Raw genomic sequence first — 23,717 nt, forward strand, 5'->3', positions numbered from 1 at the left:
CCGCACGATGGCTGTCCATCGCGGCTCGGTCCTCACCGACACCAACACGGTCATCGAGGCGCATCGCGTCGGCGCATGGCGGGCGTTGTCCAGCCGCTACCGCCTGGTGACGGTGGCCAAATGCCTGGAGGAGACGCAGACGGGCTTCCAGCGCCGGCGGCCCGAGGAGAACATCGACCCGACGGTCCTGCGCCCGAGCTTCCATTCAGTCGAGCCGGATGACGCCCTCGCGATCATGAGGTTGCAGCTCGACGGTCCCGGCGCGCACCTCGACGCCGGCGAGCTCTCGCTGTGGACGCATGCCCTGACGCGGGAGGACGACTGGCTGATCTGCGGGGCCGACGCCGCCAGTATGCGCTTCGGCTTCGACCAGGGGCACCGAGCTAGGCTTGTCAGCCTCGGCGGCTTGCTGAACGACATCGGCTTCCGGCCCGCGCTTCCGCTCCGCCGTAACTTCGGCAAGCCGTGGCTCGACGACCTGATCCACCGCCTCGCGATGGAGGGACTCCGGCCGGGACCTGGGCAAGGAAAGCCGGCATGACGGACGCGCACGCACTCGCGCAAGTCATCGACGACGACATTCCCGTCGGCGACACGCTAACCGTGTGTCAAACAGCGTGGAATGTTGGTTCATCCGCACTTTCGGTGCTGGCGGGCTTCTGTGCGGCCAAGCTCTACAGGTCAGCCTCAGGCGGCATGCAGGACGCGCTGGCGCAGGAGATCGAATCCGGCGCGGCCGTACATGCTCCGCTTGATCAGCTTGAGTCGGTTGACCTGTCCCTCGACGGGTCCGTTGCTCCAGGGCTCGACGATGGCCGCGCGTACGGCAGCTTCGTCCTGCCGGAGCCCGGTGACGAAGCCGCCGAGATCGGTCCTGGCTGCGGCCTCAAGCCAAGGCGTCAGTCCTGCCGGATCTCCTCGGCGCAGGAGTTCGGCGAAGGCCCGCACATCCGCAACGGCTTGCCTGATTTTCGGGGCCGCGACGCAGAGTGCTTCCGTGAAGGCGCGATCCTCCGGCAACAGCGTCGCTGGATCGCCGGTCAGCCATCGGGTGATGCGTCGTGTCGAGGGAATCCGGGCGGACACTGGTCGGACCGGCGCCCCTGACCGCTGCCGCGCAGCCCAGCGTCGGACGATGTCGTAGCCGCCCGTGAAGCCCTGGACGCGCAGTTCGCGATGGAGAACGGTCGCGCTGCGTTCGCCCTCCTGCCAACGCGTCTCGACGAAGGGAAGATGACGGTCGAGCCAGCTCGGACCTGGGGCTCGGCGGTAGGGCATGAACCGGCCGGCCCGAACCCAGCGTCGCACGGCGTTGCGGGATGCACCGATACGGCGGGCGATCTCCTTGGTCGGCATGCCCTCGCCGTGGAAGCGCAAGGCTGTCTCGCAGCGATCGCGCCGCGGGTTGTGCACCACCGACGTTGGCGCGCTCTCCGGCGCATCGCGGCCCTCGGAGGAGACGTGCACGAGGCGATGCGCCACGTCCCGGATCTCGGACTGGTGCCGCTCGACGATGCCGCGCAGCGCCTCGGAAGCATTGACCAGCAGGTGCCAGCGGTCGGCGATCTGCGTCGCCGTCGGTGCCCCCGTCCGCGCTGCCTCGGCGTAGGGCCCTGAACGGTCGCGGCTGATGACGGTTACGCTCGGATGGGCAGCGAGCCAATCCCGCACCGGTGCCGACGAGCGGCCGGGAAGCAGGTCGATGACACACCGCCGTTCGAGATCGCAGACGATGGTGCCGTAAGATCGGCCGCGCCGCCAAGCCCAGTCATCGATGCCGACCACGCGCGGTGGCGGAGGCGGAACAAGTCCGCGCCGGCGAATCAGGCGCAGGACGGTGTCGCCGCCCTCCGAGCACCATGCCGATATCGGTCTGTGTCTCGGCCAACCGTTTGCTGCAGCGCGCCTTGCGCGCAACCAGCCTCGGCACGCGCTCGGCGAAGATCCGCCCTGGGCAGTGGCTGCAGCGGAAACGGCGCACCTTCAGGCGCCACATCACAGCCCGGTCCTGCCACGGCAGGTCCTTGAGGGTTCGCCAATAGGTGCTGTGCATCCGCGTCGAGGACCGTCCGCAACCCGGACAGGTAGCATCAACCGTGGTGGTATGAGCGGTGATCAGCAGCCCGCACGGGTCCAGCGTCAGATCATCGACCTGAACACCGTCCGGGACCGACGGCATCGACGAGTTCGAGATCGGCATCGTGCTGCCCTCGGGCCACAACGCTGATCAACGCCTGATACCAATCCTCATTGATTAGAACCCATGTGCCCATTGTCGGAGTCCGATGGACATGATGCGCCAGGGTCGGTCGATGAGGGTGTTCCAAGCGTGGCAGCAGTGGTCGAGGATGTCGGCGTAGGATTTGAAGATGCGGTTGCCGAGCCAGTTGTCGCGCAGGAACTGCCACAGGTTCTCGACCGGGTTGAGTTCGGGGGAGCGGGCCGGCAGCGGCAGCAGCGTGATGTTGGCCGGCACGACGAGCTTCCGGGTCGTGTGCCAGCCGGCCTGATCGAGCAGCAGCACGGCGTGCGCGCCGGGGGCGACGGCTTGGGCGATCTCGGCCAGGTGCAGGCCCATCGCCTCGGTGGTGCAGCGGGGCATGACGAGACCGGCGCCCGTTCCCCGTGCCGGGCAGATGGCGCCGAAGATGTAGGTGGAGGCGGTGCGCTGGTCCTTCGGGGCCGAGGGGCGCGTGCCGCGGCGGGCCCAGCGCCGGGTGATCGTGTTCTTCTGGCCGACGCGGGCCTCGTCGGCGAACCAGACCTCTATCGGCTTGCCGCCGACAGCCTGCGCGATCTCTGCCAAGCGGGCGGGGAAGGCTTTTATAAGCCGGGATGGCGTCTGGCTCCTGGGCGTGGTGGCGCGGGCGGGCGGAGAGCTTACGGTAGCCCATGCCCCGCAGGACCCGGCCCAAGGTCTGCTCGGACACCGATACGCCGTGGTCTTCGAACAGGATCTGGACCAGATCGACCAGCCGCCAGCGGACCACCCCGTGCGCGGCCGGCATCGGGCCCTGCTCGACCAGGACACGCAGGGCCTCCCGCCGCTCGGCGTCCAGGCGCGGGCGAGCGCCGGGGGCCTTGCCATCGATCAGCCCGTCGGGACCGCGCGCGTTGAACGCTATCACCCAGTCCCGCACCGTCTGGAGCCCGACCCCGCCGAGCGCGGCAGCGGCCGGGCGCGAGCCGCCCGCGTAGATCGCCGACAGGGCCAGCAGGCGCCGCGTCTGTGCGGGATCGGGCGAACTCTTCGCCAAGGCGCGCAGATCCGCGGCGTCGAAGTCCGGCCGCAGCGGCACCGAAGCAGCCATCCCATCCTCCTGGGGCTCAAAACCCGAGAACAGAATCATCCCTCAGCCGACGACGCTACCCCATGAGTCGCGTTCAACGAGGGTTGGTATGAGCCACCCGCCAGCACCGAAAGTGCGGATGAACCCAATAGGGACCCAGGATCGGCGTCCAAAAGGGGCTCTGACTCACTTTCGGTGCAGGCGGGTTGATGGATCTCGGCTTCAGCCGTCGGAGATCCGGCCATGCCCCGCAGCCTTCATCTCGGTTCTGTCGTTCCGCCCGGCCTTGTCGTCGATCACATCGAGGTGGGGGCGGGTCTGACCATCACCGCTCGGCCGACCGCCGCGTCGGCCCGATGTCCGAGGTGTGACGGGATCTCGTCCCGTGTGCACAGCCGGTACATCCGCACCCTATCGGATCTGCCGGTCGCTGGCCGACGCGTCGTCATCACGATCAGCGTCCGCCGCTTCCGGTGCGTCGGAACGGAATGCCGGACGAAGGTCTTCGCCGAGCGGCTCGAACCGGACCTCGCCGCCGCCTACGCCCGACGAACAGGACGGCTGGAGACCATCGTCCATCATCTCGGCCTCGCACTCGGTGGCAGGCCGGCGGAGAGCTTCGCCCGCCGACTGATGGTGCCGGCGAGCCGGGACACGATGCTGCGAACCGTGCGCCGCCGCGCCCAGAGGCCGGCCGAGACCCTGACCGTGATCGGCATCGACGATTGGGCCTTCCGCCGTGGGCAACGCTACGGCACGCTGATCTGCGACCTGGAGCGGCGGCGCGTCGTCGCCCTCCTGCCGGATCGCGAGAGCGGCACCGTCGAGGCATGGCTCACCGCCCATCCCGAGATCGCCGTCCTCGCCCGTGACCGCGGCGGCGGCTACGGCGAGGCCGCGGCGCGGGCGTTGCCCACGACGATCCAGGTCGCCGACCGCTGGCATCTGATGGAGAACGCCAGCGCCGCCTTCCTCGATGCCGTGCGCAAGTCGATGAACGCCATCCGAGTCGCGGTGGGCGCCGCCACGATCGACCCCAATCGGCTGACCTGCGCCGAGCGCCTGCAATACGAGGGCTACCGTCGGCGCACGGCGACTGCCGAGGCGATACTGACGCTGTCGCGACAGGGCATGCCGATCCGGCAGATCGTCTGCACGACCGGCCACAGCCGCAGGCTCGTGCGCCACGTGTTGCGCGGCCTGACCGGTGACGTGTTCCGGGCGCGCCAGAGCAGCCTGGAGTCCTACCTGCCCCGGCTCGACGACGAGTGGGCGGCCGGCTGCCGCAACGGTGCCGAACTCTGGCGACGCCTGCGCGCCGGCGGGTTCACCGGCAGCCTCCGCGTCGTTGGAGAGTGGGCGACCCGCCGTCGGCGCCATGAGCAGTCCCCCGCGGGTGCTCCCGGCAAGGTACCCTCTGCACGCCTCCTCGCGCGACTGATGACGACCGGGCGGGATGGCCTGAGCAAGGCCGAGGCCGTGACGGTGACGACGATCGAGGCAGCGGTACCGGCGCTCGACGAGGCGCGCTCTCTCCTGGCCGGCTTCCAGGCCATGATCCGCGAGCGGAGAACACACGACCTCGACACCTGGATCGACACGGCGGCTCGCAGCCTCCTCGCGTCCTTCGCGAACGGCCTGTCGCGAGACAGAAAGGCTGTCGCCGCGGCGCTGGCCGAGCCCTGGTCGAATGGCCAGACCGAGGGGCAGATCACTCGCCTCAAGCTCGTGAAGCGACAGATGTTCGGTCGGGCCAAGCTCGATCTGCTCGAAGCGCGGCTGATCGGCGTTGGGTGACGCCGGCTGCATCAGGAGTGCGCCAGACCCCCTATTGGACGCCGATTGACACACCGAAGTCTGCGATACCGGGTCTCCCCGCTCCGCAACCCTGTCGGCTGCCATCCAAACCTGGTCCCTGATCGGCATCTCCCGTCTCCTGCAGAGGCGAGGATCACAGAAGCTCGTAAACAAAGCGCACTCGGGAAGCGGAAAGCGGGAAGCGCTGTCCGCTTCCCGCTTTCCGTCGCCGGCTTCCAGTCAATCAGCTCGAAGGGTAGGAGTGAACGGCAACTCCGATAGTTGATGCCGGAGGAAGACCCTTGCCGCATGACCGGCCGCGGCAGGCTTCAACTGGTGGCTCGGCCTTGATTTGCGTGAGGAGGCGGCCGCACCGCGAGCACGGCAGGTAGAACTCCCGCTCCTTGTTCTGTCGGTCGCTGGAGGCCGTCGTCCGGTTGTCGAAGTGGCTGACGCGCCAAGCCGCCACGAGGTCGCCCGGCACCAGGCGCCATAGGTCATCGTGGCGGAGACGCCCGCCGTCGTCGATAGCCACGTTCGTCCGCTGCGTCAGGTTCGTCTTCGTGGCGGATGCCGGCGACGACCCCTTCGTACCCGTGGAGCCTGCCCCCTCTCCGCCGGCGAACCCGCCGCGGCCAGGAACCGGCAGGGCCAGGCCGAAGTCGATGTCGTGGAACTCCTCCCTCCGTTCGGCGCGGCGGCCGGTCGAGCGGAGTAGGACGCTGGCGACGTAGTCGTGGTCGATGCTCAGGTGGCACTCGATGCGTTCGAGTAGGGGGTCCGCCTTAGCGTCGACCGGCACGCTCATGGAGCAGAGGAGCGACCGAGGGTCGGTGGGCGAGACCAGCCCGACCTTATCGGGCTTCGCGATCTCGACGACCGCCACGCCCTCCCGGGGGTCCACGCAGTAGAGGCGCGTGTTGGGTACGGTCTTCGTCTCGTTCTCGACCGGGAGCTCGAAGCCGGCCTCGACGAGCCGGTGGTAGGAGCCGCGTCCGGAGCTGTCCGCCACGAGGATCTCAATGGGCTTCGACAGCCTGAGCCTGAGGCCGTCATGGGCGATCCACGCCGCGCCCTCGGCGATGATGCGGTCGCCGTTGTCGATGTCCGCCACCCGCCCGACGAACCGCTCGAAAAGCCCGTCGGCGATGGCCGGCATGTTCACCATGCCGCCCGTCGCGAGGCAGAGCTCGATGTCGCGGTTGGTAAGCCGGGCGCGGGCGAGGATGTCGTCGATCCGCTTGAGCCCGCGCGCCACGAGGTCCGAGCAAACCGAGTCCAGGTCGGCGCGTGTGATGGTCTCTACGAGGTTTTGGGCGGGGCCCGTCGTCCTCAGGTAGTTCCTGATGATGACGTCCTCCTCGTCGGCGCCTTGCGCCGAAAGGCCGATCTTCACGATCTCGCACTGATTGAGGAGCTTGGCGCCCATCCCGGGCTGTTCCATGCCGCGGATGTCATGAAGCCGGTGGGACGCGGCGTGACGGTCTCTCAGGAGGTTGGTCAGGCGGACGTCGAACTCGTCGCCCCCGATCTCGTTGTCGCCGTCGTTCTCGATCTGCATGATCGCACCGCCCTGAATGCGGCACAGCGTGAGGTCGAGGGTTCCGCCGCCCCAGTCGAAGACCAGGACCGAACGGCCCTCCAATTGGGCTATCTGGCGCTGGTAGTCGGGCCTCGACCGCAGGTACCCGTACAGCGCCGCCACGGGCTCGTGAACGAACTGCACGACCGAGATGCCGGCCGCCCGGGCGGCCTCCCGCAACGCCCGGCGCTGGGGGCCGCCGAAGTCCACCGGGATGGTCATCACGGCGCGCGTCAGGGCCACGCCCTCGGCGACCGAGCGCGCCTTCAGGGCGTCGGTCTTCACGTGCCGCAGCACCTCGGCGACGGCATCGACCGGATCGACCTCGCGCCCCTCGATGAAGATCGGCCCCTCGCGGCGAAGCTTCATCTTCGGCGACCGCAGGAAGCCGGGCGGCGCGCCGCCACCCGTGAGGTCGAGGTGCTGCTTGGCCTCCCGCCCCACCTTCACGGTGTCGCCCGTGTACCAGACGACCGACGGGTGGGGCCGTCCGCTCCCGAGGTCCACGAGGGGCAGGGAGCGGTCGCGCACGATGCGCGCCGCGAGGCTGTTGGTCGTGCCGAAGTCGATGCCGAACGTGACGATGCTCAACCTTCGGTCTCCTTGATGGACGCCAGGACCGTTCGAATCCGTCGTACGGCGATCTTCGGCTGCGGCGGATCAATCTCCAGCGCGTCGATCGCGTCTCCGAGCAACGGAACCACCTTCTCCTGCAGCAGAGCCGCCTGGCGGGTCTTCACCTCCACCATGTCGTGTCCCCAGTGCTGCCTGCTGTCGTCCAATTCGGAGCGGGACGCGGACACCTGCCCCTTGAGTTCGGCCACCTCGGCCTCAAGCTCCGCGATCCGCCGCTTCAGGTCTCCGGAATAGACCCTGGCCTGATCGAGCAATTCCTCGGCCTCCCCGCGCTGGAGCTTCTCCTGGTCCCGTTGGGAGATGGCTTCCCGCGTCGAGCGGCCCATGAGTTTGGAGATGGCGACGGCCCGCTCAATGTCCGCCACTCTGCCAGAGGAGAGCGCATGCCGGACGTGCCTTGTCACCGACGCCTCGCCTTCGGCGTAAGTGTCGCCGAGGATCTGCAGCGCTGTTCCGAGGTCGAGGTTCCTCTGCCGGACCATCCACGCCAAGCCGAGTTGCAGGATGACCGTCGCCGGTTGGCGAACCGCCGTATCCCCGGACCCGAGTTCGTTCGCGAGTTCACGGTGCAGTCGGCGTAGGGCCGTGTCGGCCTCGACGTTGTAGGGCTCCAGGACATTCGGTGCGCGAGCGCGGATCGCGGCCTGGACCGCCGGCCACAGCCAGTTGCTCACCTGCGCGGGAAGCTTGGGCTGCGTCGCGAGCCCGAGCATGCGTTTGTGGTCGCTGTCTCCCGCTCGCCGGAGGCGCTCGGCCTCGGCGATGTCGTCTTCCGAAAACCTCGACGCCTTAACCTCCGACACGGCCTTGATGAAGTCGCTCGGCCTGACTTCGGTGCCCCCGAAGTAGGTGCGGAGGAAGGGTTCGACCTTGACCTCTTTCGGCTTGCGCGCCTTCTTCGCCTCCGGCCGTGCCGGCTCCGCGGCCGGGGCCGCGGGTTCGGTCGCTTCTATCGGAACGTCGTCTGTCACTTGGTCACCGTTTCAAGAGCGGGTTGCGCCCAGGCGTCGAAGGGGTGCACCGCGGCGATCTGCGAGAGGGGCTCCACGGCTTGGTCCGGGGCCTTGAGGCGCAGTGCGGTCAGGGCCCAAACCGCAAGTGCCTTCTGGCGGTCCGGGAGAACCAATGCACCGTCCCCGGCGACTTGGAGGCACTCGCTTCTCAACACGGGGCTCCAATGGTCCTTTCGCGACATCGCCTTTACCAGCCCCAGGAGCCGGTCGGTCCCGTGATCGAGCGGGCATGCCTTGAGCCGCGAGGCTGGCGCGTCTGGAACGACGATATGGGCAACCGCGGGACCACGAAGTAGCTCGGTCGCCGCGTCGAGCTCATCGTAGCCGGAAGCTACGGTACCGCTACCGAACTCGTTCAAGGCGAACCGCATGACCGAGCACAGCAGGTGCGGGAGGGGGCGACGATGCACCCGCAGCTTCTGGAGCGCCGCCGTGAACGCCTCAGTGAAGCTATCGAGGGAGGACGAGACCCTCTGGCCATGGGGCTGCTCCTTGATCAGCACGCCTAGGACGTACTCCGCCATGCCCTCCGCGTAGTCCGATCCGGTCCCTTGGCATCGGGCATCCTGCCGGAAGCGGCGCGCCGTCTCGCGGGTCGGCACGCCCTTTGTCATGTGGTCCATGAAGGCGCGGTCGACTGCATCCAGGTCCCCAGGGGCGGCGACCCGGAAACGGACGTCGTAGGTCGTCGTGACGGGCTCCGCGCCGCGCAGCTTGCCGTTGCTCAGGCGTATGCGGGCGACCGACCTATCGAGCCTCGCCATGAGCGATCCGAAGGTCGACTGATCGACCGGCTCCGGAGGCATGCCGTCGACCGAGACGGCGGCGGCGGTGGCATTCGCAAGGATATAGTCGGAGGGCGCACGCCGTTCGCGAACGGTGAAGGTCAGTCCAGGCTCAATCCCCGAGACGAGCAGCGTCGGCCGGTCGACCGGGTGTGCCACCGAAAGATGGTCCTGGAGATCGCGCGGCGAGATGGCGACATGGGTGCAGAAGGGGCAGCCATAGCTGCGGGGTAGCGGACCACGCGGGTCCGGGACCTTCTGCGTCGCGGACAGGAATGCCTCGCTCGCGTCCTCATGTACCCAGCCGAAAGTAGGCATCCCGAATCCAGCGCCCCTGTCGTTTGAAGCCTAGCAGCAGTTTCGGTCACCAACCCTTCCGCATGAACTCCTCTATATCGCGCGAGGAGAGGATGCGCTCCGTGCCCTCCCAATCGAGACCGACGTCATCCGCCACGTCGCGGAAGTAGCGCCGTTCGACCGGGGAACGGATGCGGTCCACCCGCTTCGGAAACAGCTTGACGGCCTCGCGGTCCTTCAGCACGGCGTCGACCCAGTCGTCCTCGAAGGAGTCGGGCAACTGGCCCAACACCTTGAATATGTCCTCGAACCGCTCCGATAGGGCGCCGTAGACCTCGTCCTCGTAGGTGCCGGCGTAGCGCAGGTTCGCGACGTGTATCCGGGGGCGCGGCTGCCCAATGCGCTGGATGCGGCCCTTTCGCTGCTCCAGGCGCGACGGGTTCCAGGGCAGGTCAACGTTCACCTGCGAGCCCAGGCGCTGCAGGTTCAGCCCCTCGCAAGCCGCGTCGGTGGCTGCCACCAGCTTGATCGTCCCCTTCCGCACCTCCTCCTTGATGTCGTTACGGTCGGTGCGGCGCCTCTCGCCGTTGTGCAGGACGAACGACCGACCGCCGCCTGCGTAGATGGCGACGGGCTGCTCCCGGAAGCGCGCTGCCAGGCCTTCGGCTACGAACTCGGCCGTATCGAAGAACTGGCTGAACGCGATCATGCCGTGGTCGGCGAGCCATCGGTTGTCGGCGAGGTAGCGGATGATGACTTCGACTTTGGGGTCCATCCGGCCGCGGCCGAGGACCGCCTGGAGGTGCGCCTCCACCTCGCGGAGGGCCTCCGCTTCATCCGGCGTGAGCGGCATGCGCTCGCGCTCCTGGGCGTAGAGATCCTCGTCCCCGTCGTCGATGGCGGACCCGGTCGTCGCGCCCGCGAGCAGGGCCTGCGTCGTGTTCAGGCCGGCCGCGACCGACGAGCCGATACGGCGCAGCAGGATGGTCTTCATGAACCCCGCGGCCGGCCGCGTGCGCGCATATAGCCCGCAGAAGCGCGTGGCGGCGTCGTACGCCTGGCGGAACGAGAGGCCCATCTCCAGGCCATCGCCGGAGAAGAGCTCTTCCGGCAGTCCGTCGCCTTCGCGTGGGTGTACGACGACGTCGATGCGGGGCAGGAGGCCGGCGTTCTCCAGCATTGAGCGAGAGCGGCGGATGACGCGACGGATGATCGGGTTGGTCTGCTCCACCAGCGTCGGGAACTCGCTCCGCAGCCTGCTCCTCTGGCCTTGCGAAAGGTCGTCGTAGCGGGGGCCGTCGATGCGGCTGTCAGCTAGGCGGTGAGCGGTGCGAACCACCTTGTAGAAGCCGGCCTCGTTCGTTGGCGGCAACGGGTTGCGCAGCAGCGCCCACTGGTCGGTCGGATCCTCCGGCCAGGGCTTCTCCCCGGTCAGGTAGTGTATGCTGCTATCCGACGACCACGCGCGGCTGCCCTCCCTCCCGAGCACGTGGCTCGTGCCCTTGGCAAGCATCGCGATGAGGTCGTGCAGCTCCACCGCCTTGAGCTGGATCGGCGTTGCGGTGCCGATGATGACGTTGTCGGAGTTGGCGGCGAGCCGCTCCATGAAGTCGAGGAGGCGTTTGGCGCCGACCCGGGCGTCGTCCTTCCCGCTGCGGTCGGCCCTGGCCTTGTGCGCCTCGTCGAGGATCACGACACCGAAGCGGCTCTCCCGCAGGTGCCTGATCTCGCCGTCCTCGTCCCCGCTCACGATGAGCCCGGTCGAGACGATGCCGATGCGCATGGGGCAGCGCGCGACCGCGCCGGCGTCACCCTTCGGCGAAATGGCGAACTCCTTGCCGTCGAGCCACTGCTTCTTGGCCGAGGACCAGATGGCCGACGGCAGGCCGAGCATGTCCTCTAACTCGGTCTGCCACTGCCGCGTCAGGGTCGCCGGAGCCAGGATCAGGACGCCGCCGCCGGAGAGGAGCGATAGCACGAGCGCGGCGGCAGCCATCGAGAGGGTCTTGCCGAGGCCCACGTCGTCCGCGATCAGGAACCGCGCCTTGCCGTAAAGGGCATGGTCGTCGACGCAGGCCTGTACGAACCGCTTCTGCCAGGGGCGCAGGATCTGCCCGGTCTTGTAGATTGGTCGCTCGATGAGGGCCGCGGCGGGGTTGGAAAGGCCGCCCTCCTTCCGGGCCAGGTCGATGGAGGCGTATTCTAGGCGCTGCGACACCGCGCCGATGTGGCTGACGACCGCCTGCGGCAGGTCCACGCCTAAGTCCCAAAAGTACTCGAACTCCTCACGCACCCACTTGGTCGCCTCGGGGTCGTCGTCCTCCCAGAGGATCTCATAGGAGTGCAGGAGGCCGGTGGCGCTCTCGTTCATCGAGCCGACGAAAGCCGTCGAGCCCCCGTCGCGGAACTCCATGATTCCGGCCTTGCCGTGCACGAAGACGTTCGTCCCGTCCTTGGGCACTACCTTCACCCGCATGCGCCCCGACGCGAGAAGGTCGTGCAGGATGCGGTAGCGGCCCTTCGCCAGGAGTTCCTCGATGCTGGACTGGCCGGCCATCCAGCCGGCGACCAGCGCGCGCGACAGTGCGTCCGAGCCCTCGCTCGCGGCCTTCGCGACCCGGACGTCGTTCGGGTCGAGCTCGGCGTTGCACACGACCCGGATCTCGTCGACGCCCGAGAGTTCCTCGGACACGAGTTCGAGGAGCGACGACCGGAAGTAGCCGGCGATGCGCAGGTAGCGGCGCGAGCGCGAGAGGCGCTCGCCCAGGACATCGCGCAGGGACCCGCGACGGGAGGAGTGACGCTGCAGGGCCACCGGTTCGCTCCTGTGCGCGCTTAGACCTTATCGACTTCAAGGCGCTGGGCCAGGAGGTCCGCCGCCGAGCTCTCGACCGGCCGGGTCTTGGATGTCTTGGCCGACACGTACTTGGCCAGGGCGACCAGCTTCGCCCGGCTGGGCCAGTAGTCCTGACCGAGCTCCGTCCTAATGAACGCGAGCCCCTCGCGGGGGTCGTCCTTCTGCATCGTCTTGTGCGTAGCGAATAGGACGCGGCGCAGGTGCGAGGACCCGAAGCCGTTGCCGCCCAGCATTCGACCCTTTAGGGCCCCCGCGCCAGCCAGGGAGGCGGCGTTCGCCTTCGTCGAATCCATCAGGTCGGTATGATCGGTGACGGAGAAAGTGCGCGCGAAGTCCTGGTAGTCCGCGTATTTCGTCGTGCCTTTGCTCTCCATATCGAGCATCCGGACGTAGAACCGGGACGTCGTGTCAAGGTCCCGCCACATTGCGGGTGGAAAGCCTTCGGGCACGAGCTTGTTGTTCGCGACTGAGGCGGCGTACTCGATCAGCTCGCGGATGACCGTTTTCTCACCGCGGGCGAGCTTCCTGTAGATGTCCGCGCCGACCTCCTTCCGGTCGATGGTCGCGTAACTGGTGATGACCCGCAGCGCGGCAGCGTAGGCAGCGAGCTGCAAGTCGCCGTCTGTGTAGAGACGCTCCGAGGTCCAGTCGTCGTCCAGGGCATTCAACGAGGCGAGTTGGGCATCAACCTCGGTCTCGATCTTCTCCTCGATCTCCATCCGCCTCGCATTGCCGCCGCCGATGCGCTTGCGAAGCACAAGGAGGACGGTTCCCTGGACGTAGTTGCCTCCACCCGTGGGCTTGGCGATCTCGGTGACAACGTTCCATGCAGCGGTGACCCTCAGGTCGGCGGCCCACATGATGGCAGCCAAGTCCGCCCAGACCCCGGCGTCTTGATGAGTAAACATGACCACCTGCATGCCATTGTCCGGCATCTGGCGCGAAAGAGCCTTGTAGGCCGCGACCATGTCGGACCTGAACTTCTCGTCGGAGCCCTTGACGGCCAGGCTCCGCTGGCTGTCCCAAGTCCAGCCATCGAAGGGTGCCGGCGGACGCTTCCTGAGCCAGCCGATGAAGAACTCGGTTATCTCGTGATAGTTGATGGCGTCCGCGTACGGCGGGTCAGAAACGCCGATGTCGATTTCTTCGGAAAAATCGAGCGCGGACATGTTATGCACCGCGCCGGACCCAGCCAACACCTGTCGTTCCCCGAGCTCAAGCACGATATGCTCGTTCAACCCGCGGGTAGCGCGGACGCCGTAGTTGAAGAGCGTGTTGAAAGCCTGGTTCGAAAAGAGATGGCTGATGGACTCGCGCGCCGCTCCGGTCCCGTAATAGCAAAGCTTGTTGCCCCAATCGAGTGCTTTCGCGAGGTTGAGGTATAACGAAGGTTGCATGCGCAAGTCGCATGCGTGGATGTGTTTCGAAACCAGGGCGAAGTACAGGAGGTGCCTGGCGCCGAACAACTGATGCCAGTAGCGCCAACCGCGCTCGCGCATTGGCTGGGACGTGTTATCGCCTGGCAGGATCGGCTGGTCAGGGATAAGACCAAGCCCCTGCCACTCGTCGATGTTCGAAGCGACGCAAGCCGTAACCTTTGCCTCCCGTTCGAGATCGGCATCACTCACGGCTGCGAAGAACGTATTCTGGCGCGACTTGCCGATGGTATCTCTCTCAATCCACTGAATGCAGTATAGGCGCTCCTGAAAAATATCAGATTCTGCCGGCCTGAATTCATTCTTCGTCCAGGGACGGAGCTTGTTAGCGTTGCGCCCATCATCGCCACGGTAGTCGCCCCTGATTACGCTAATTGCCACGCCATCCGCTTCCGGGTTGGCTGGGTGGACGAGCCGCCCGTCTCGCAAGGTTCCCTTCTCGGACAAGGCCAGCTCTGCTTTCGTGACACCCGTGACGATGTCGATGTCGTATCGCTTGTTGCCGCTGTCCGGACGCAGCCGAGCGACGACGTTGCGCGATTTCGAGATGATGAACGTCGGGAGCAGCGGCACCATCCAACCCGTACGGGGGCAGCGCGTCTCGATGCAGTACAAGTAAGCCTTCGCCCGGTTACCCTCCGCGTCATGCTCGATGCCCAATCCGGTGACATCTGCATCGACAGCCTCCGCGACCGCGCGTTGGGCGGCCTCGATCTCCGCCCTCGTCCGAGCGTCGGCGCCGATGACGTTGAAGCCCCCCCAAGTGAGCATGCAAGCGATGGGGTTGAGATCGGATGCATGGACGGAGCAACCGATGCGCGCAGCCTCGAAGGGGATCGAGCCGCCGCCGCAAAAGGTGTCGGCCAGCCTAGGCCGTCGCCCATAGCGCATGACCCCGAGTTGCTCGATCAGCCCCGCGACGGATGTGGCCGAGGTTCCCAGATGGGCGTTGACCTCCTCCCAGATGTCGCTGAGCAGTTCCTCCTCGCGGCACTCGTCCGGCCGCAGGCAGAAGTCCAAGCGCTTGTCGTACGGGAGCGTCAGGACCCACTCGGCCAAGAGCTCCTGACGCTGCTCGCGCGACAGGGTTTTGCGGTAGGCGGGCTTGGGGTCCGGCTCGACGAGCTTGAGGTACTCGGGCCATTCCGGGTCGACCTTCGCGGCCGGGATCGCCTTGAGGCGCTTCAGGAAGGCCGCGTCGTCCATACCCATCAGCAGAAGGAATATGCGGAGGTCCTTGATGGGGTCCTTGGTCGAAGGCAGCAGGCAGCCCAGGACCGTCGCCCGAACGAGGATCAGAGGCTTGCGCCCCTTCCAGTAGGTGCCGAGAACGGTCAGCAACTGGCCCTGGACGGCCGAGCGCTCCTTGAAGGACTCGGCTGACGCCCGTCCCACTGGGAACTGGGTTTCCAGGAAGGAGGGGGCATCCCTCAAAGCGAACGGGACGACGGCGCCGGCCGCCACAACGGGGCTATGGACGTTCACGCGAAAGCCTCCAGTCGGCCAGAGATCGCCTTGAGGGCAGCAAATTCGACGCGCTTCTGAGCGATGTCGGGTTGCTGAGCCGCGCCCGTGTTCTTCCTGGGCGGAAGGTGGCCGCGGCCGGTCATGACGCCGAGTGAGAACACGTCGCGCTTCGTTCCGAAGCACAGCGCCCGTCTGAGGGCGTCGCGCCACCCCATCCCCGTCTGGTGGGCGTAGCCCGTCGAGGCGGCGGTCATGGTGTACAGCCACCAGCGCTCTTCCGGCTTGAGCCCGAGCCAGTTCCGGATGGCGACGTCGCACTGCTCCACGGACACGTCGTCCTGCTCGATGGCCCAGACGAGGACAAGGAGCTCTTTGCCGAGGAGGCGCTGAACGCCGTTGTTGCCCTGGGTCCAGGAGCCGGACCGCTTGCGCTCCGCCTTCAGCCGTCGGTTAAACTCGGAGCGCACCTCGCCCGAGACAGCATCCCACTTGGCCTTGGGCAGTTGTGCCCTGAGGACGACCTCCGGGGATAGGACTGCCTCGGTCGCGACCGGCGGTCGCCCGAAGACCTCGAAGACATCGACGGTGTCCTTCGTAGCTCGGGGCACCTGCACGAGGTAGCAATGCTCGACGTAGTAGTCGGCACAATCGAAGTCCGGCATGACGCTAAACCCTCAGACGCCGTCGTCCTGCGCCCACTTCATGGTCTCAAAATCGAGATCCACGGCGTCGGCGAACACCTTGTAGTCCTTACCGGTAGCGAACCGGGTCTCGTTGAAGCTCGCGCTCGCACGGGTCGCCGTGAAGCTGCCCGACTGGGCCACCGACGAAATCACCGTCGTCACGGCATCCGCGGACATGGAGACCCCGTCCCCGAATGTGATGTCGGCGAACACGCCGACATCCTCCGAACCGATCTCGATCTGTCCGCCTCGCACCGTTGCGCCGGTCGCGGCCTGCAGGGCCGTCATTGCGTCAGTCAGGCGGGTGATGGAATCGAAACGGAGCGCCTGGCGAAGCAGTAGGGGGCGGTCGTCGCGGATCTCCTTCGGTCGCGGATGCGGCTCAGGACCGTCGCCTTGGGTAAGGCGCACTTCCTCGCCCGTCCGCCCATCGACCGCCGGCACGAGCCTGACTTCCTTGGCAGCGCCTGGCACCGATAGGGGGCTTGAGACCACTGAGCCTTGCATCGGGTCCGAGCCGTCGAACGAAGCGCGGACCTGCGCGGAGCGCGGTACGACCGTCCACTCGATCGTCGTGCCCGTCGAGGTAGAGGCGGCGTGGGCAGCGAGCCTGACTGGGGCGAGCCACTCGACCGGGGGACCCGACTTCGCCTCGCCCCGGCTGTCCACGGGCAGGAACCAAACCCTGGAAGCGCTTGTCTCGTAGCTGCGGCCCGCGACTTTCCCGGAGACGGTCGGGTCGGGGTGCCCAGTCTCCGAGGCGTAGACCGTGTCCGCCTCTTCGGGTGTGACAATCAGTTTGTAGACGCCTTTTTCAAGGGCAGCGTCGAGCGAGCCTTCGAGCCTGACGGCGACAGATGTTACCCGCTCGTACTTCTTTTCAATGAGACCGTTGCGTTCGCGCCAGTGCTTCGTCCGCACTATCTCCGTGATGAGATGGTCAAGTCCTCCGGTCGAGAGCCAGTACCATCCGGCCTTCGCCGCAGCCTTGCGCCTCAGTTCCCCACGTTGGACTGCATCTGCGTCGAAGAGCTCATGCTCTGCTTCCTCGCGTAAGGTCGCGATTTCAGTCTCGATCTTGGCCGCGGGGTAGAATTTCCCCCGGGCCTCAAGCGTCTTGAGGATTTGCTCCTCGCCCCGATAGTCGTTGTTATCGAACTCCATACGGAATTGGCCGTAGTCCCGCAGGCCTGACCCAGTCGGGAAGACGAGTGTGGTGAACGTCTCCCTTACAGCCGAGGTGAAGCTGTTCGCGACGCGCGCCTTGATGCCCTCCACCTCGCGCATCTGGGTCGATTCTTTGCCATGCCGCTGCGCGATGGCCTTCTCGACGATGGAGATAGCCCGCATCTGGCGAGCGATCCCGCGCAACGAACCGAGCGAGTTGAGGTCGGCCGTTAAGATGAGGACCCGGTTCTGGCGGTCGAGCTTCCTCCACCACTCGATGAGGTCCGGCGGAAGGCTTTGGGCCGGCCGCTCCACGACGACTAGCGTAACGTCCTCCTCGCCGACCTTGATCTCGTCAAGAGAGGGTAGGATGGCCAAATTCTTGTTGTAGAGCGCCTTGGTCTTGGGTTCGAAGACCTCCGCCAGCTTGTCCCTAAGTTCCTGGTCAACAACCTCCTCGGCCAAGCTGGCGCCTGTGTTGTTGATCTCCGACACGACGTTGGCGACCTGGCCGAAGTAGATGCGCTCATCAGGTCCCTTGAACAGGTACTCCGCATTTCCGGCGAGCTTGTCTAAGGCTGTCGAGATTGCCGGCGTCCTGGTGAGCGGGTCAATGAGGAATTCGATGACCTCCGACCGACGGAGTCCACGAATGGGCTGCTCAGCCATCGACAGCGACGACATCAGGATCAGCTTAGAGATAGACGTCGCCGTGGAAGAGCCTTCGCCGGCGTCGATCTGCTCGGCCAGGGCATTGCCCCGGTCTGCGATGTCTTTGGAGATGGCGTTCGTATAGTGGTTGTTGATCTTGCGGATCTCCTCCACGGTACCGGGATGGTTCAGGTCGAGGTGCTGGAGCCCAATGAGGAAGATCGAGTCGTTCGACGCCCAGGCATTCCGAACGGCGAGCCGCAGGATGCGGATGAGCGCCCGGGTCTGCTGGTAACCCGGGTTCTCCTTGAACCGGGCGACAATGTCTCGGATGGACGGGTGGAAGGGATACGTCTCCCGTATCCGGGCGATGAAGCTCTCCGGTATGGACGGGACGTCGTCGACCTTCTTGGCGCGGTTGAGCTCGTCTACGTAAGCCTGTGCAATCTCGTCGATGGCGTCTCCGTCGGGAAGCTTGTCGAAGAGCTTCTTGCGGATGATCTGGAAGACCTCGCCTGAGTTTTGCTGGACCGGCGTGATGGCCTGGGCGTATTTGCCGTACTGCTTGTTTAGCGTGTTGATGAGAGTCTTCAGCTTGCCCGAGCCCTCGGCGAAGACATCGTCGATCAAGTTCGTGACGACCACGCAAGCCCGCGGCAATTGCGACAGGGCGTTGAACAGGCGCTCCAAGGCGCCGATTGTGATGTCGGCCAGCGTCGAGTTGCCGACCGCCTGGCCCTCGGCCATCTGCAGGTAGCTCGGGAGCTCGTCCAGGAGGATCAGCACGGGCCCGTCGCCGAGCGTCGCGACCCAGTCGTCAACGCCGGGCGTCTTGGCCCCGTCCTTCCAAAAGCGCGCCATCGCCTCGGGGCGTTCCAGGCGGTCTGCGATCTCGCCCCAGAGGAAGTTTGACGGGTTCTGGTGGCCATTGAAGATGACGACCTTCGCGGAGCCGAAGGTCGCCGTCGGGGCGATGTTCGGGATGATGCGGTGGCGCAGGCCATCGTCCTGCGCGAGGAGAGCGAAGGCGATCAACGAGTGCGTCTTGCCGCCGCCCATCGACTGCGAAAGGTAGAAGGCGCCGTCGCCGGTCCTGCCGGAGAGGCGGTCGAAGCCGTTACGGACCAGGGCGTTCAGGCCATCGGTGAAGTGGTTGCGCCTGAAGAACGCGTCCGGGTCGATCTTACCCTTGTGAAGGTCGTCCAGGTTGGCGATCTGGTCGACGAGGCCATCCTTCGAGACGATGTCACTGACGTCGCAAAGTTGCCTTACGCTCTGAATGGCCACTACTTCTTCCCTCCCATGGCCGCACCTTCCCGGCGTGCGTCCAGCAGATGCGTGACGGCTTCCTCGACCAGTTCGTAGACCGGCCTGTTGTCGTCGAGGGCCGCCTTCTTGAGGTTGAGGATCAGGTCGGGATGCAGGTAGACATACAGCGGCCGCCGCCCGTCTGAACGGGGAGCCGTCCTGCCCTCTTCGGCGCCAAGAACCATCGGTGCAATCCAGCCATCCAGATATCTGACGCTCTCACGGGCGGGTCGATTCGACAATCGAGCTTGGCCGTTCGATGGCCGGCGTCATCGCTTTTGCGAGGGCATTGTGTGTCGGCGACCACAACCTGACCGACGCGTTCTGGTAGGCGGCGAAGGAACGGGAGAGCGAACCGGTCGAGGCCGGCGTCGTCCTCGCATCCGGCCGTAACGCGGTGGCTTGTTGGTAACCTGCGGGGACGGGATCGGCAGGTACCCGAACGCCTGATGAAAACCCTGACCTTCAACATGGATCCACCGCGTCTCGGCCCGCAAATTGCTGAGATCCGTCTACGCGCTTGAGCGGCAGGCCCGCGCGAAGCCGCTGGCGGCGGCGCTGAAGCTGTGGGCGGAACGGAGCCTGACCCAGAGCTGCCGGGTCGGTCCGAACTGGCCAAGGCGTTGCGTTACATACTGGCGCGCTGGCCGGCACTGACCCGCACCTTCGACGACGGACGCATCGCGCTCGACAACACCCTTGAATGAGAGTGCGCCAGATCCAAAGCTGCACGCCGAAACGCAACTTTTGTTATATCTGTCGAGTTTGTTGGTTGTGCCTGCGGGCGCCAATTGGCATGCCAAGGTGACGCAGGTGACGAATATCGCCTACCCTGATTTTCAGGTTTGTTTTTGTGCTTATCTGCGCTCGCCCGAATTGCCGAACTTAGGAGCGGACGGCAGTGCCGAATATTAGAAAGCCTGACACAGAACGCCTGAAGCAAATCCGCTACAACGATCTTGCTGCCCAGCGCGCTCTAATCAACGAGATCAGGGCCGAGCCGTTTATTGGTTCCCGTTGCATTCTTCCGCGGATCAAGGGCCCTCGCCGGATTCCGACGCAGCCACTGCCGCAGTTATTCGAATTCCTACCCGAAATGCGCCGACCACTCAGGCCATGGGAGCTGCCCCCCCCGCAAAGAAGTGCGCGGCTCGGAGAGTTTCCGTCCAGCCGAAGCTTCTCCAGCAGGTGATAGATGCCCAGCAGGTGCAGTCTCCTCAACAAGCCAACTCCCTCGACAAACACGGGAGCAACGAAAGAAGAGAAGGTGGCCTTAACCCCCTGGCCTTCCCTTATTCTGAAGCTAGTGTCCGTCGATGAGGATACGGACAATGAAGAAGAGCCGGTTCAGCAAAGAGCAGATCATCGGTATTCCGAAGAACCAGCAGGCGAGGCTACCGGTGGCTGAGATTGTCCGCCGTTACGCTATCAGCGACGCGACGTTCTACGCCTTGACCTGAGCAAAGTAGCGCGCTTCGGCCTCGGCGATATGCACGTTGCCGATTGGTTCAAGCAAGCGGCGGGTATTGAACCAATCGCCCTACCATGAGAGCCAATTCGCACTCTAGAAATAAACGGTTTACCCTCGGATCCAGACAGCAAAATGCCATTAATTCTGGAGTAAGTTCCCCCGGCAAAATTAGGATCGATTGGTCTAGTCAGGAGCTTCAAATGTCAGAACAAAAATTTAATGAAATCGGGGCGGCTGTTTTTGTTGCGCTCACCGCCGAAGATAAGGCAAAGTTAGCCGAGCACATAAGGGATGCACGGGCCTCCTTGAGCAACGAATATGTCCAAGTTCACGACTGGCTATGTATAATCATGCAGCACTACTTTGAGCCGGCAGGATTTGGTAAGCGCATCAAGCGCGTAACAAATGGGGATATTCTGGAGACTTGTATCAATCTTGCGATCGTCAGGCCTGTCGCTGGCTGCGATTGGTATCGCCTCCTCAGTCCATTTTATCCAAACACCGAGAGAGTGTCGGGCTTGTTTGATGCGGCAGCAGACGGCAAAATCTCAGCCACGCCCTCAATCTTGCGACAAGCGCTTGAATGGCGGGTGGGTGTGCGTTCTGTGAATGCCCATCTGCCGCCGGACATTTAGATCGCTATATGCTCAGTAAAACTGCGAGAGTCCGACGATTTAGGCAGCGGGCACCTGTAATCCCGCTTTCCGATACTCGTCGGCCGGTATCCTGATTTTGCCATCCGCATTGGTTGTTATCGTGAATGACTTCGGCGAGCGCGGGCGATGCGGGCCTGATGGCAGCGGCATGGGCAGCCGACACGGGCGGGGCTGTCCAATGGTGGTGAGGAGAGCCTTAGGCGGGTGCGCCGATTTGTGGAGAGCACCAGTGAGAGTTCGTTACCATCGCCGTCGCGCAGGAGTGCTGAAATGACACGAACACCGATTCGCGGCAATAAGAGCCGCTTAACCGGTGATTGGGCGGCCCGCTGACTGCGACAAACAGCGCAGCCTAGGGGCGAAGGCTCCCCTAAGCGGGGCGGTTTGCCGAATTCGAGCGACGCGCGTACCTTTAATGCGTCGGCGGGTGTGCTGCCCCGGCGACGACCAAGCCCTACGAGACCATGGCGACCACCCACCCCCAGCCCACCCTGTGCGACGCGACCCGCGCCATGCTGCGCGCGGCCCATGTCGCGTGGCTGCACCCCAAGGGCGGCGTCGGACGCGTCTGGATCGGACGCAAGGGCGTCGACGCCGAGGGTGACGAGATTTTCGAAGGCGAGACGGTCGACCCGGCCGCGGTCACGCTGTCCCCTGCATTCGCGAACGCCGACTACAGCAGCCTGAACACGTTCTGGGGACGCCGACGCTCGGGCGAGTGCCTGAAATCCGTCGGGTCGACCATCCTGGATTTCGACTACAACAAGGCGGGCCTGCGCTTCGACGGCTGGGCGCCCGAGGCGGTGCGGGACGTCCTCGTCGAGGCGATGGCCGAGGCCGGCGTCCCTCTGCCCTCGATCTGGGTCGCCACGGGACGGAACTTGCAGGCGACGTACGGCTGCGATGGCGTGAAGGCTGCCGCCTGGGCCCGCGTCGAGGCTATCTACGACGCGCTGCATGGGCCGGACCTCGCGACCAATGGGTTGCCCAAGGCCAAGCGCAAGCGTGACGACGCCGTGCTCGATGCATTCGAGGCCCGGATGCTTCCGGTGTGGCGCCTGTTCCGCGACGCCGGGCTCGACCGCGTCTGCCGCGACGGTGCCCGCGTCGTGCGCCTCGTCGGCTCGGTGAACGCCAAGTCCGGCGTGATGGCGCGGCTCCTGGGATTGTCCTCGTTTGGGGACGCGGTTCGCTACGACTTCCACGCCCTTGCTGACGCGATCCTGCCGCTCTCGCGCGCGGAGATCCTGGAGCGGCGCCGGGTCCGCGCCGAGGCCAAGGCCGCGGTGCCCGCCAACGACAACCCGGCGCCGGCCAAGCCCCGCCGCCATGCCGGCCCGACCGGCCGGTGGACCGGGATCCTTCGCGACCTCCACGCGTGGCGTGACGGCATGGGCGCCCCTCCGGTCGGCATGCGCGAGCTCTGGATCTTCCTGACTGCCAACGCGACGGCTCACGTCCGTGGCGGCTGCCGCGAGGATTGGGCCGCCGAGCTCGCCCCTCTGGCCGGCCTGTCCGAGCGCGAGGCCTTCCGCGCCCTCGGAACGCTCGACCGTCGCCAGCGTCGCCACGAGGCCGGCGAGACCGACGAGCACAAGGGCGTCGAGCAGAGCCCACTCTACAACTACTCGGCCGCGACCATCGTCGACCTGCTCGACGTCCAAGTCGAGCAGGCAGAGGCGTTCGGGCTGCGCGCCCTGTTCCCCGGCGGTGGCAAGGCGCTGACACCGGCCGAGCGCCAGCGAGCGAGCCGTGACGCGCGCAACCCCGACCGGGTCACTCGTTCGGGGCAGGTCGAGGACAGGATTACCGACGGCGGGATCGCACGGCTCTGGAAGCTTGCCGGGCTCTCGCTGGACCGATGCGCCCAGATCGTGGGGCGCAGCCGCTCCGGCGTCGCCAAGGCGATCGCAGAGGCCGAGGCGGCGCCGCGAGAGCCCGGCGTCATCCCCCTCGACGAGATGTTCTCGACAGGACCCGTCTTTGCGGGATCGCCCGAGGCCGAGGCTCTCGTCTCGACGGGCTTCGAGACGACCACGCCGTCCACGACGATCGTCGATGCCTCCGACGGCTTCTCGGCCGTCCACGATACGTCACGCTATATTGTGGTCTCCGCCTCGCGTGAGCTGCCCGTCACCTTGCCCGAACCCGAGCCGGTCCGGGTGACGAGGGTCACGCCCTTCCACGCCGTCGTCGAGACGGCCTCGGCGGTCTGGACGTGGACGCAGACCGAGGACGTCTGGGGGCGCGGCCGGTTCGACACGTGGTTCCTGGAAGCGGGCACCCCGACCCCGGCCGACGCCGCCATGGCCGAGGCTGCCCGCCGTGAGCTCGCCGGGAGCGTCGTTGCCGCCCCGAGACGGGCCCGTCGGGCGCCCATCGCCTCGAAGGCCCGCCACGGCGTGAGGGGCCGTCTCGGGGCTTCCCGGCCCCTGCCGGTCACGGCCGCCGACCGCCAGCGCGAGGTGGATCTCTACCGCGAGGCATCGGGCGGATAGTCGATAGATCCGCCGTCTCGCCCTTGTAGCTGCCTAGGGGGCGCGGTACATAATACCTGCCTTCGTAGGGCGAGATGCAGCACATCTCGAAGAGCCCGTCCCGCAGCCCGGGGCGGGCTTCTT

The 23,717-nt window shown here is 65.9% G+C and carries 15 protein-coding genes and 2 pseudogenes; 7 read left to right on the top strand and 10 right to left on the bottom strand.

Annotated elements, in window-relative coordinates; translation table 11 throughout:
• The first annotated feature begins 7 nt into the window (after positions 1 to 7).
• Positions 8 to 541 (top strand): hypothetical protein, encoded by a 534-nt coding sequence (locus LPC10_RS17615; protein ID WP_231343724.1) that lies wholly within the window; start codon positions 8 to 10, stop codon positions 539 to 541.
• 146 nt (positions 542 to 687) lie between these two features.
• Here the strand turns inward: LPC10_RS17615 and LPC10_RS17620 are convergent.
• Positions 688 to 2,179, bottom strand: a pseudogene (locus tag LPC10_RS17620) (ISL3 family transposase).
• Between the two features lie 75 nt (positions 2,180 to 2,254).
• Positions 2,255 to 3,350, bottom strand: a protein-coding gene (locus tag LPC10_RS17625; RefSeq protein ID WP_231343725.1) for an IS630 family transposase whose coding sequence is annotated in 2 segments (ribosomal slippage) — positions 2,255 to 2,825 and positions 2,824 to 3,350 — 1,098 coding nt in all. Because the reading frame shifts where the segments join, the coding sequence is not laid out codon by codon here.
• Between the two features lie 183 nt (positions 3,351 to 3,533).
• On the opposite strand from LPC10_RS17625, the gene LPC10_RS17630 reads away from it, so the two are divergent.
• Entirely contained in the window at positions 3,534 to 5,087 is a 1,554-nt protein-coding gene (locus LPC10_RS17630; RefSeq protein ID WP_231343726.1) for an ISL3-like element ISMex26 family transposase, read from the top strand.
• 244 nt (positions 5,088 to 5,331) lie between these two features.
• Here LPC10_RS17630 and LPC10_RS17635 read toward each other — a convergent pair whose 3' ends face one another.
• The 8 genes from LPC10_RS17635 to LPC10_RS17670 are packed head-to-tail and all read right to left on the bottom strand — an operon-like array spanning position 5,332 to position 19,154.
• Positions 5,332 to 7,260: an Hsp70 family protein gene (locus LPC10_RS17635; RefSeq protein WP_231343727.1), complete on the bottom strand. Its 1,929-nt coding sequence runs from the start codon at positions 7,258 to 7,260 to the stop codon at positions 5,332 to 5,334.
• The gene (locus LPC10_RS17640) at positions 7,257 to 8,276 is read right to left on the bottom strand and encodes a hypothetical protein (RefSeq protein ID WP_231343728.1); all 1,020 of its coding nucleotides are present in this window, start codon (positions 8,274 to 8,276) and stop codon (positions 7,257 to 7,259) included. Before LPC10_RS17640 ends, LPC10_RS17635 begins: the two co-directional genes overlap by 4 nt.
• Complete coding sequence (locus LPC10_RS17645; protein WP_231343729.1) at positions 8,273 to 9,421, bottom strand: hypothetical protein; 1,149 nt, start codon at positions 9,419 to 9,421, stop codon at positions 8,273 to 8,275. Before LPC10_RS17645 ends, LPC10_RS17640 begins: the two co-directional genes overlap by 4 nt.
• Positions 9,422 to 9,467: 46 nt before the next feature.
• Positions 9,468 to 12,215, bottom strand: a complete 2,748-nt coding sequence (locus LPC10_RS17650) for a helicase-related protein (RefSeq protein WP_231343730.1) — start codon at positions 12,213 to 12,215, stop codon at positions 9,468 to 9,470.
• A gap of 20 nt (positions 12,216 to 12,235) precedes the next feature.
• Positions 12,236 to 15,178 carry an anti-phage-associated DUF1156 domain-containing protein gene (locus LPC10_RS17655; protein ID WP_231343731.1) on the bottom strand — a complete coding sequence of 981 codons (2,943 nt, stop codon included), beginning with the start codon at positions 15,176 to 15,178 and terminating at the stop codon, positions 12,236 to 12,238.
• Positions 15,175 to 15,822 carry a DUF3780 domain-containing protein gene (locus tag LPC10_RS17660; RefSeq protein WP_231343732.1) on the bottom strand — a complete coding sequence of 216 codons (648 nt, stop codon included), beginning with the start codon at positions 15,820 to 15,822 and terminating at the stop codon, positions 15,175 to 15,177. The genes LPC10_RS17655 and LPC10_RS17660 overlap by 4 nt, the downstream gene beginning before the upstream one ends.
• Before the next feature lie 12 nt (positions 15,823 to 15,834).
• The gene (locus LPC10_RS17665) at positions 15,835 to 18,948 is read right to left on the bottom strand and encodes a DUF499 domain-containing protein (protein ID WP_231343733.1); all 3,114 of its coding nucleotides are present in this window, start codon (positions 18,946 to 18,948) and stop codon (positions 15,835 to 15,837) included.
• Entirely contained in the window at positions 18,948 to 19,154 is a 207-nt protein-coding gene (locus tag LPC10_RS17670; protein WP_231343734.1) for a hypothetical protein, read from the bottom strand. The genes LPC10_RS17665 and LPC10_RS17670 overlap by 1 nt, the downstream gene beginning before the upstream one ends.
• A 381-nt stretch (positions 19,155 to 19,535) precedes the next feature.
• Here LPC10_RS17670 and LPC10_RS17675 point away from each other — a divergent pair, with 381 nt between their 5' ends.
• From LPC10_RS17675 to LPC10_RS17695, 5 genes and pseudogenes are all read left to right on the top strand, one after another.
• The gene (locus tag LPC10_RS17675) at positions 19,536 to 19,676 is read left to right on the top strand and encodes an IS66 family transposase (protein WP_231343735.1); all 141 of its coding nucleotides are present in this window, start codon (positions 19,536 to 19,538) and stop codon (positions 19,674 to 19,676) included.
• Complete coding sequence (locus LPC10_RS17680; protein ID WP_231343736.1) at positions 19,669 to 19,884, top strand: hypothetical protein; 216 nt, start codon at positions 19,669 to 19,671, stop codon at positions 19,882 to 19,884. The genes LPC10_RS17675 and LPC10_RS17680 overlap by 8 nt, the downstream gene beginning before the upstream one ends.
• Positions 19,885 to 20,300: 416 nt before the next feature.
• Positions 20,301 to 20,417, top strand: a pseudogene (locus LPC10_RS17685) (IS3 family transposase); the annotation flags it as partial.
• Between the two features lie 223 nt (positions 20,418 to 20,640).
• On the top strand, positions 20,641 to 21,075 hold the full coding sequence (locus LPC10_RS17690; RefSeq protein WP_231343737.1) for a hypothetical protein: 435 nt from the start codon (positions 20,641 to 20,643) through the stop codon (positions 21,073 to 21,075).
• A 485-nt stretch (positions 21,076 to 21,560) separates the two neighbouring features.
• The gene (locus tag LPC10_RS17695; RefSeq protein WP_231343738.1) at positions 21,561 to 23,594 is read left to right on the top strand and encodes a hypothetical protein; all 2,034 of its coding nucleotides are present in this window, start codon (positions 21,561 to 21,563) and stop codon (positions 23,592 to 23,594) included.
• The last annotated feature ends 123 nt before the right edge of the window (positions 23,595 to 23,717 follow it).

It is taken from the genome of Methylorubrum sp. B1-46 (assembly GCF_021117295.1).
Classification (GTDB): Bacteria; Pseudomonadota; Alphaproteobacteria; order Rhizobiales; family Beijerinckiaceae; genus Methylobacterium.

Bases quoted from the DNA above. Each gene is read 5' to 3' on its own strand.
- LPC10_RS17615 (WP_231343724.1), top strand. From the start codon at position 8: ATGGCTGTCCATCGCGGCTCGGTCCTCACCGACACCAACACGGTCATC.
- LPC10_RS17630 (WP_231343726.1), top strand. From the start codon at position 3,534: ATGCCCCGCAGCCTTCATCTCGGTTCTGTCGTTCCGCCCGGCCTTGTC.
- LPC10_RS17690 (WP_231343737.1), top strand. From the start codon at position 20,641: ATGTCAGAACAAAAATTTAATGAAATCGGGGCGGCTGTTTTTGTTGCG.
- LPC10_RS17695 (WP_231343738.1), top strand. From the start codon at position 21,561: ATGGCGACCACCCACCCCCAGCCCACCCTGTGCGACGCGACCCGCGCC.
- LPC10_RS17670 (WP_231343734.1), bottom strand. From the start codon at position 19,154: ATGGTTCTTGGCGCCGAAGAGGGCAGGACGGCTCCCCGTTCAGACGGG.
- LPC10_RS17645 (WP_231343729.1), bottom strand. From the start codon at position 9,421: ATGCCTACTTTCGGCTGGGTACATGAGGACGCGAGCGAGGCATTCCTG.
- LPC10_RS17660 (WP_231343732.1), bottom strand. From the start codon at position 15,822: ATGCCGGACTTCGATTGTGCCGACTACTACGTCGAGCATTGCTACCTC.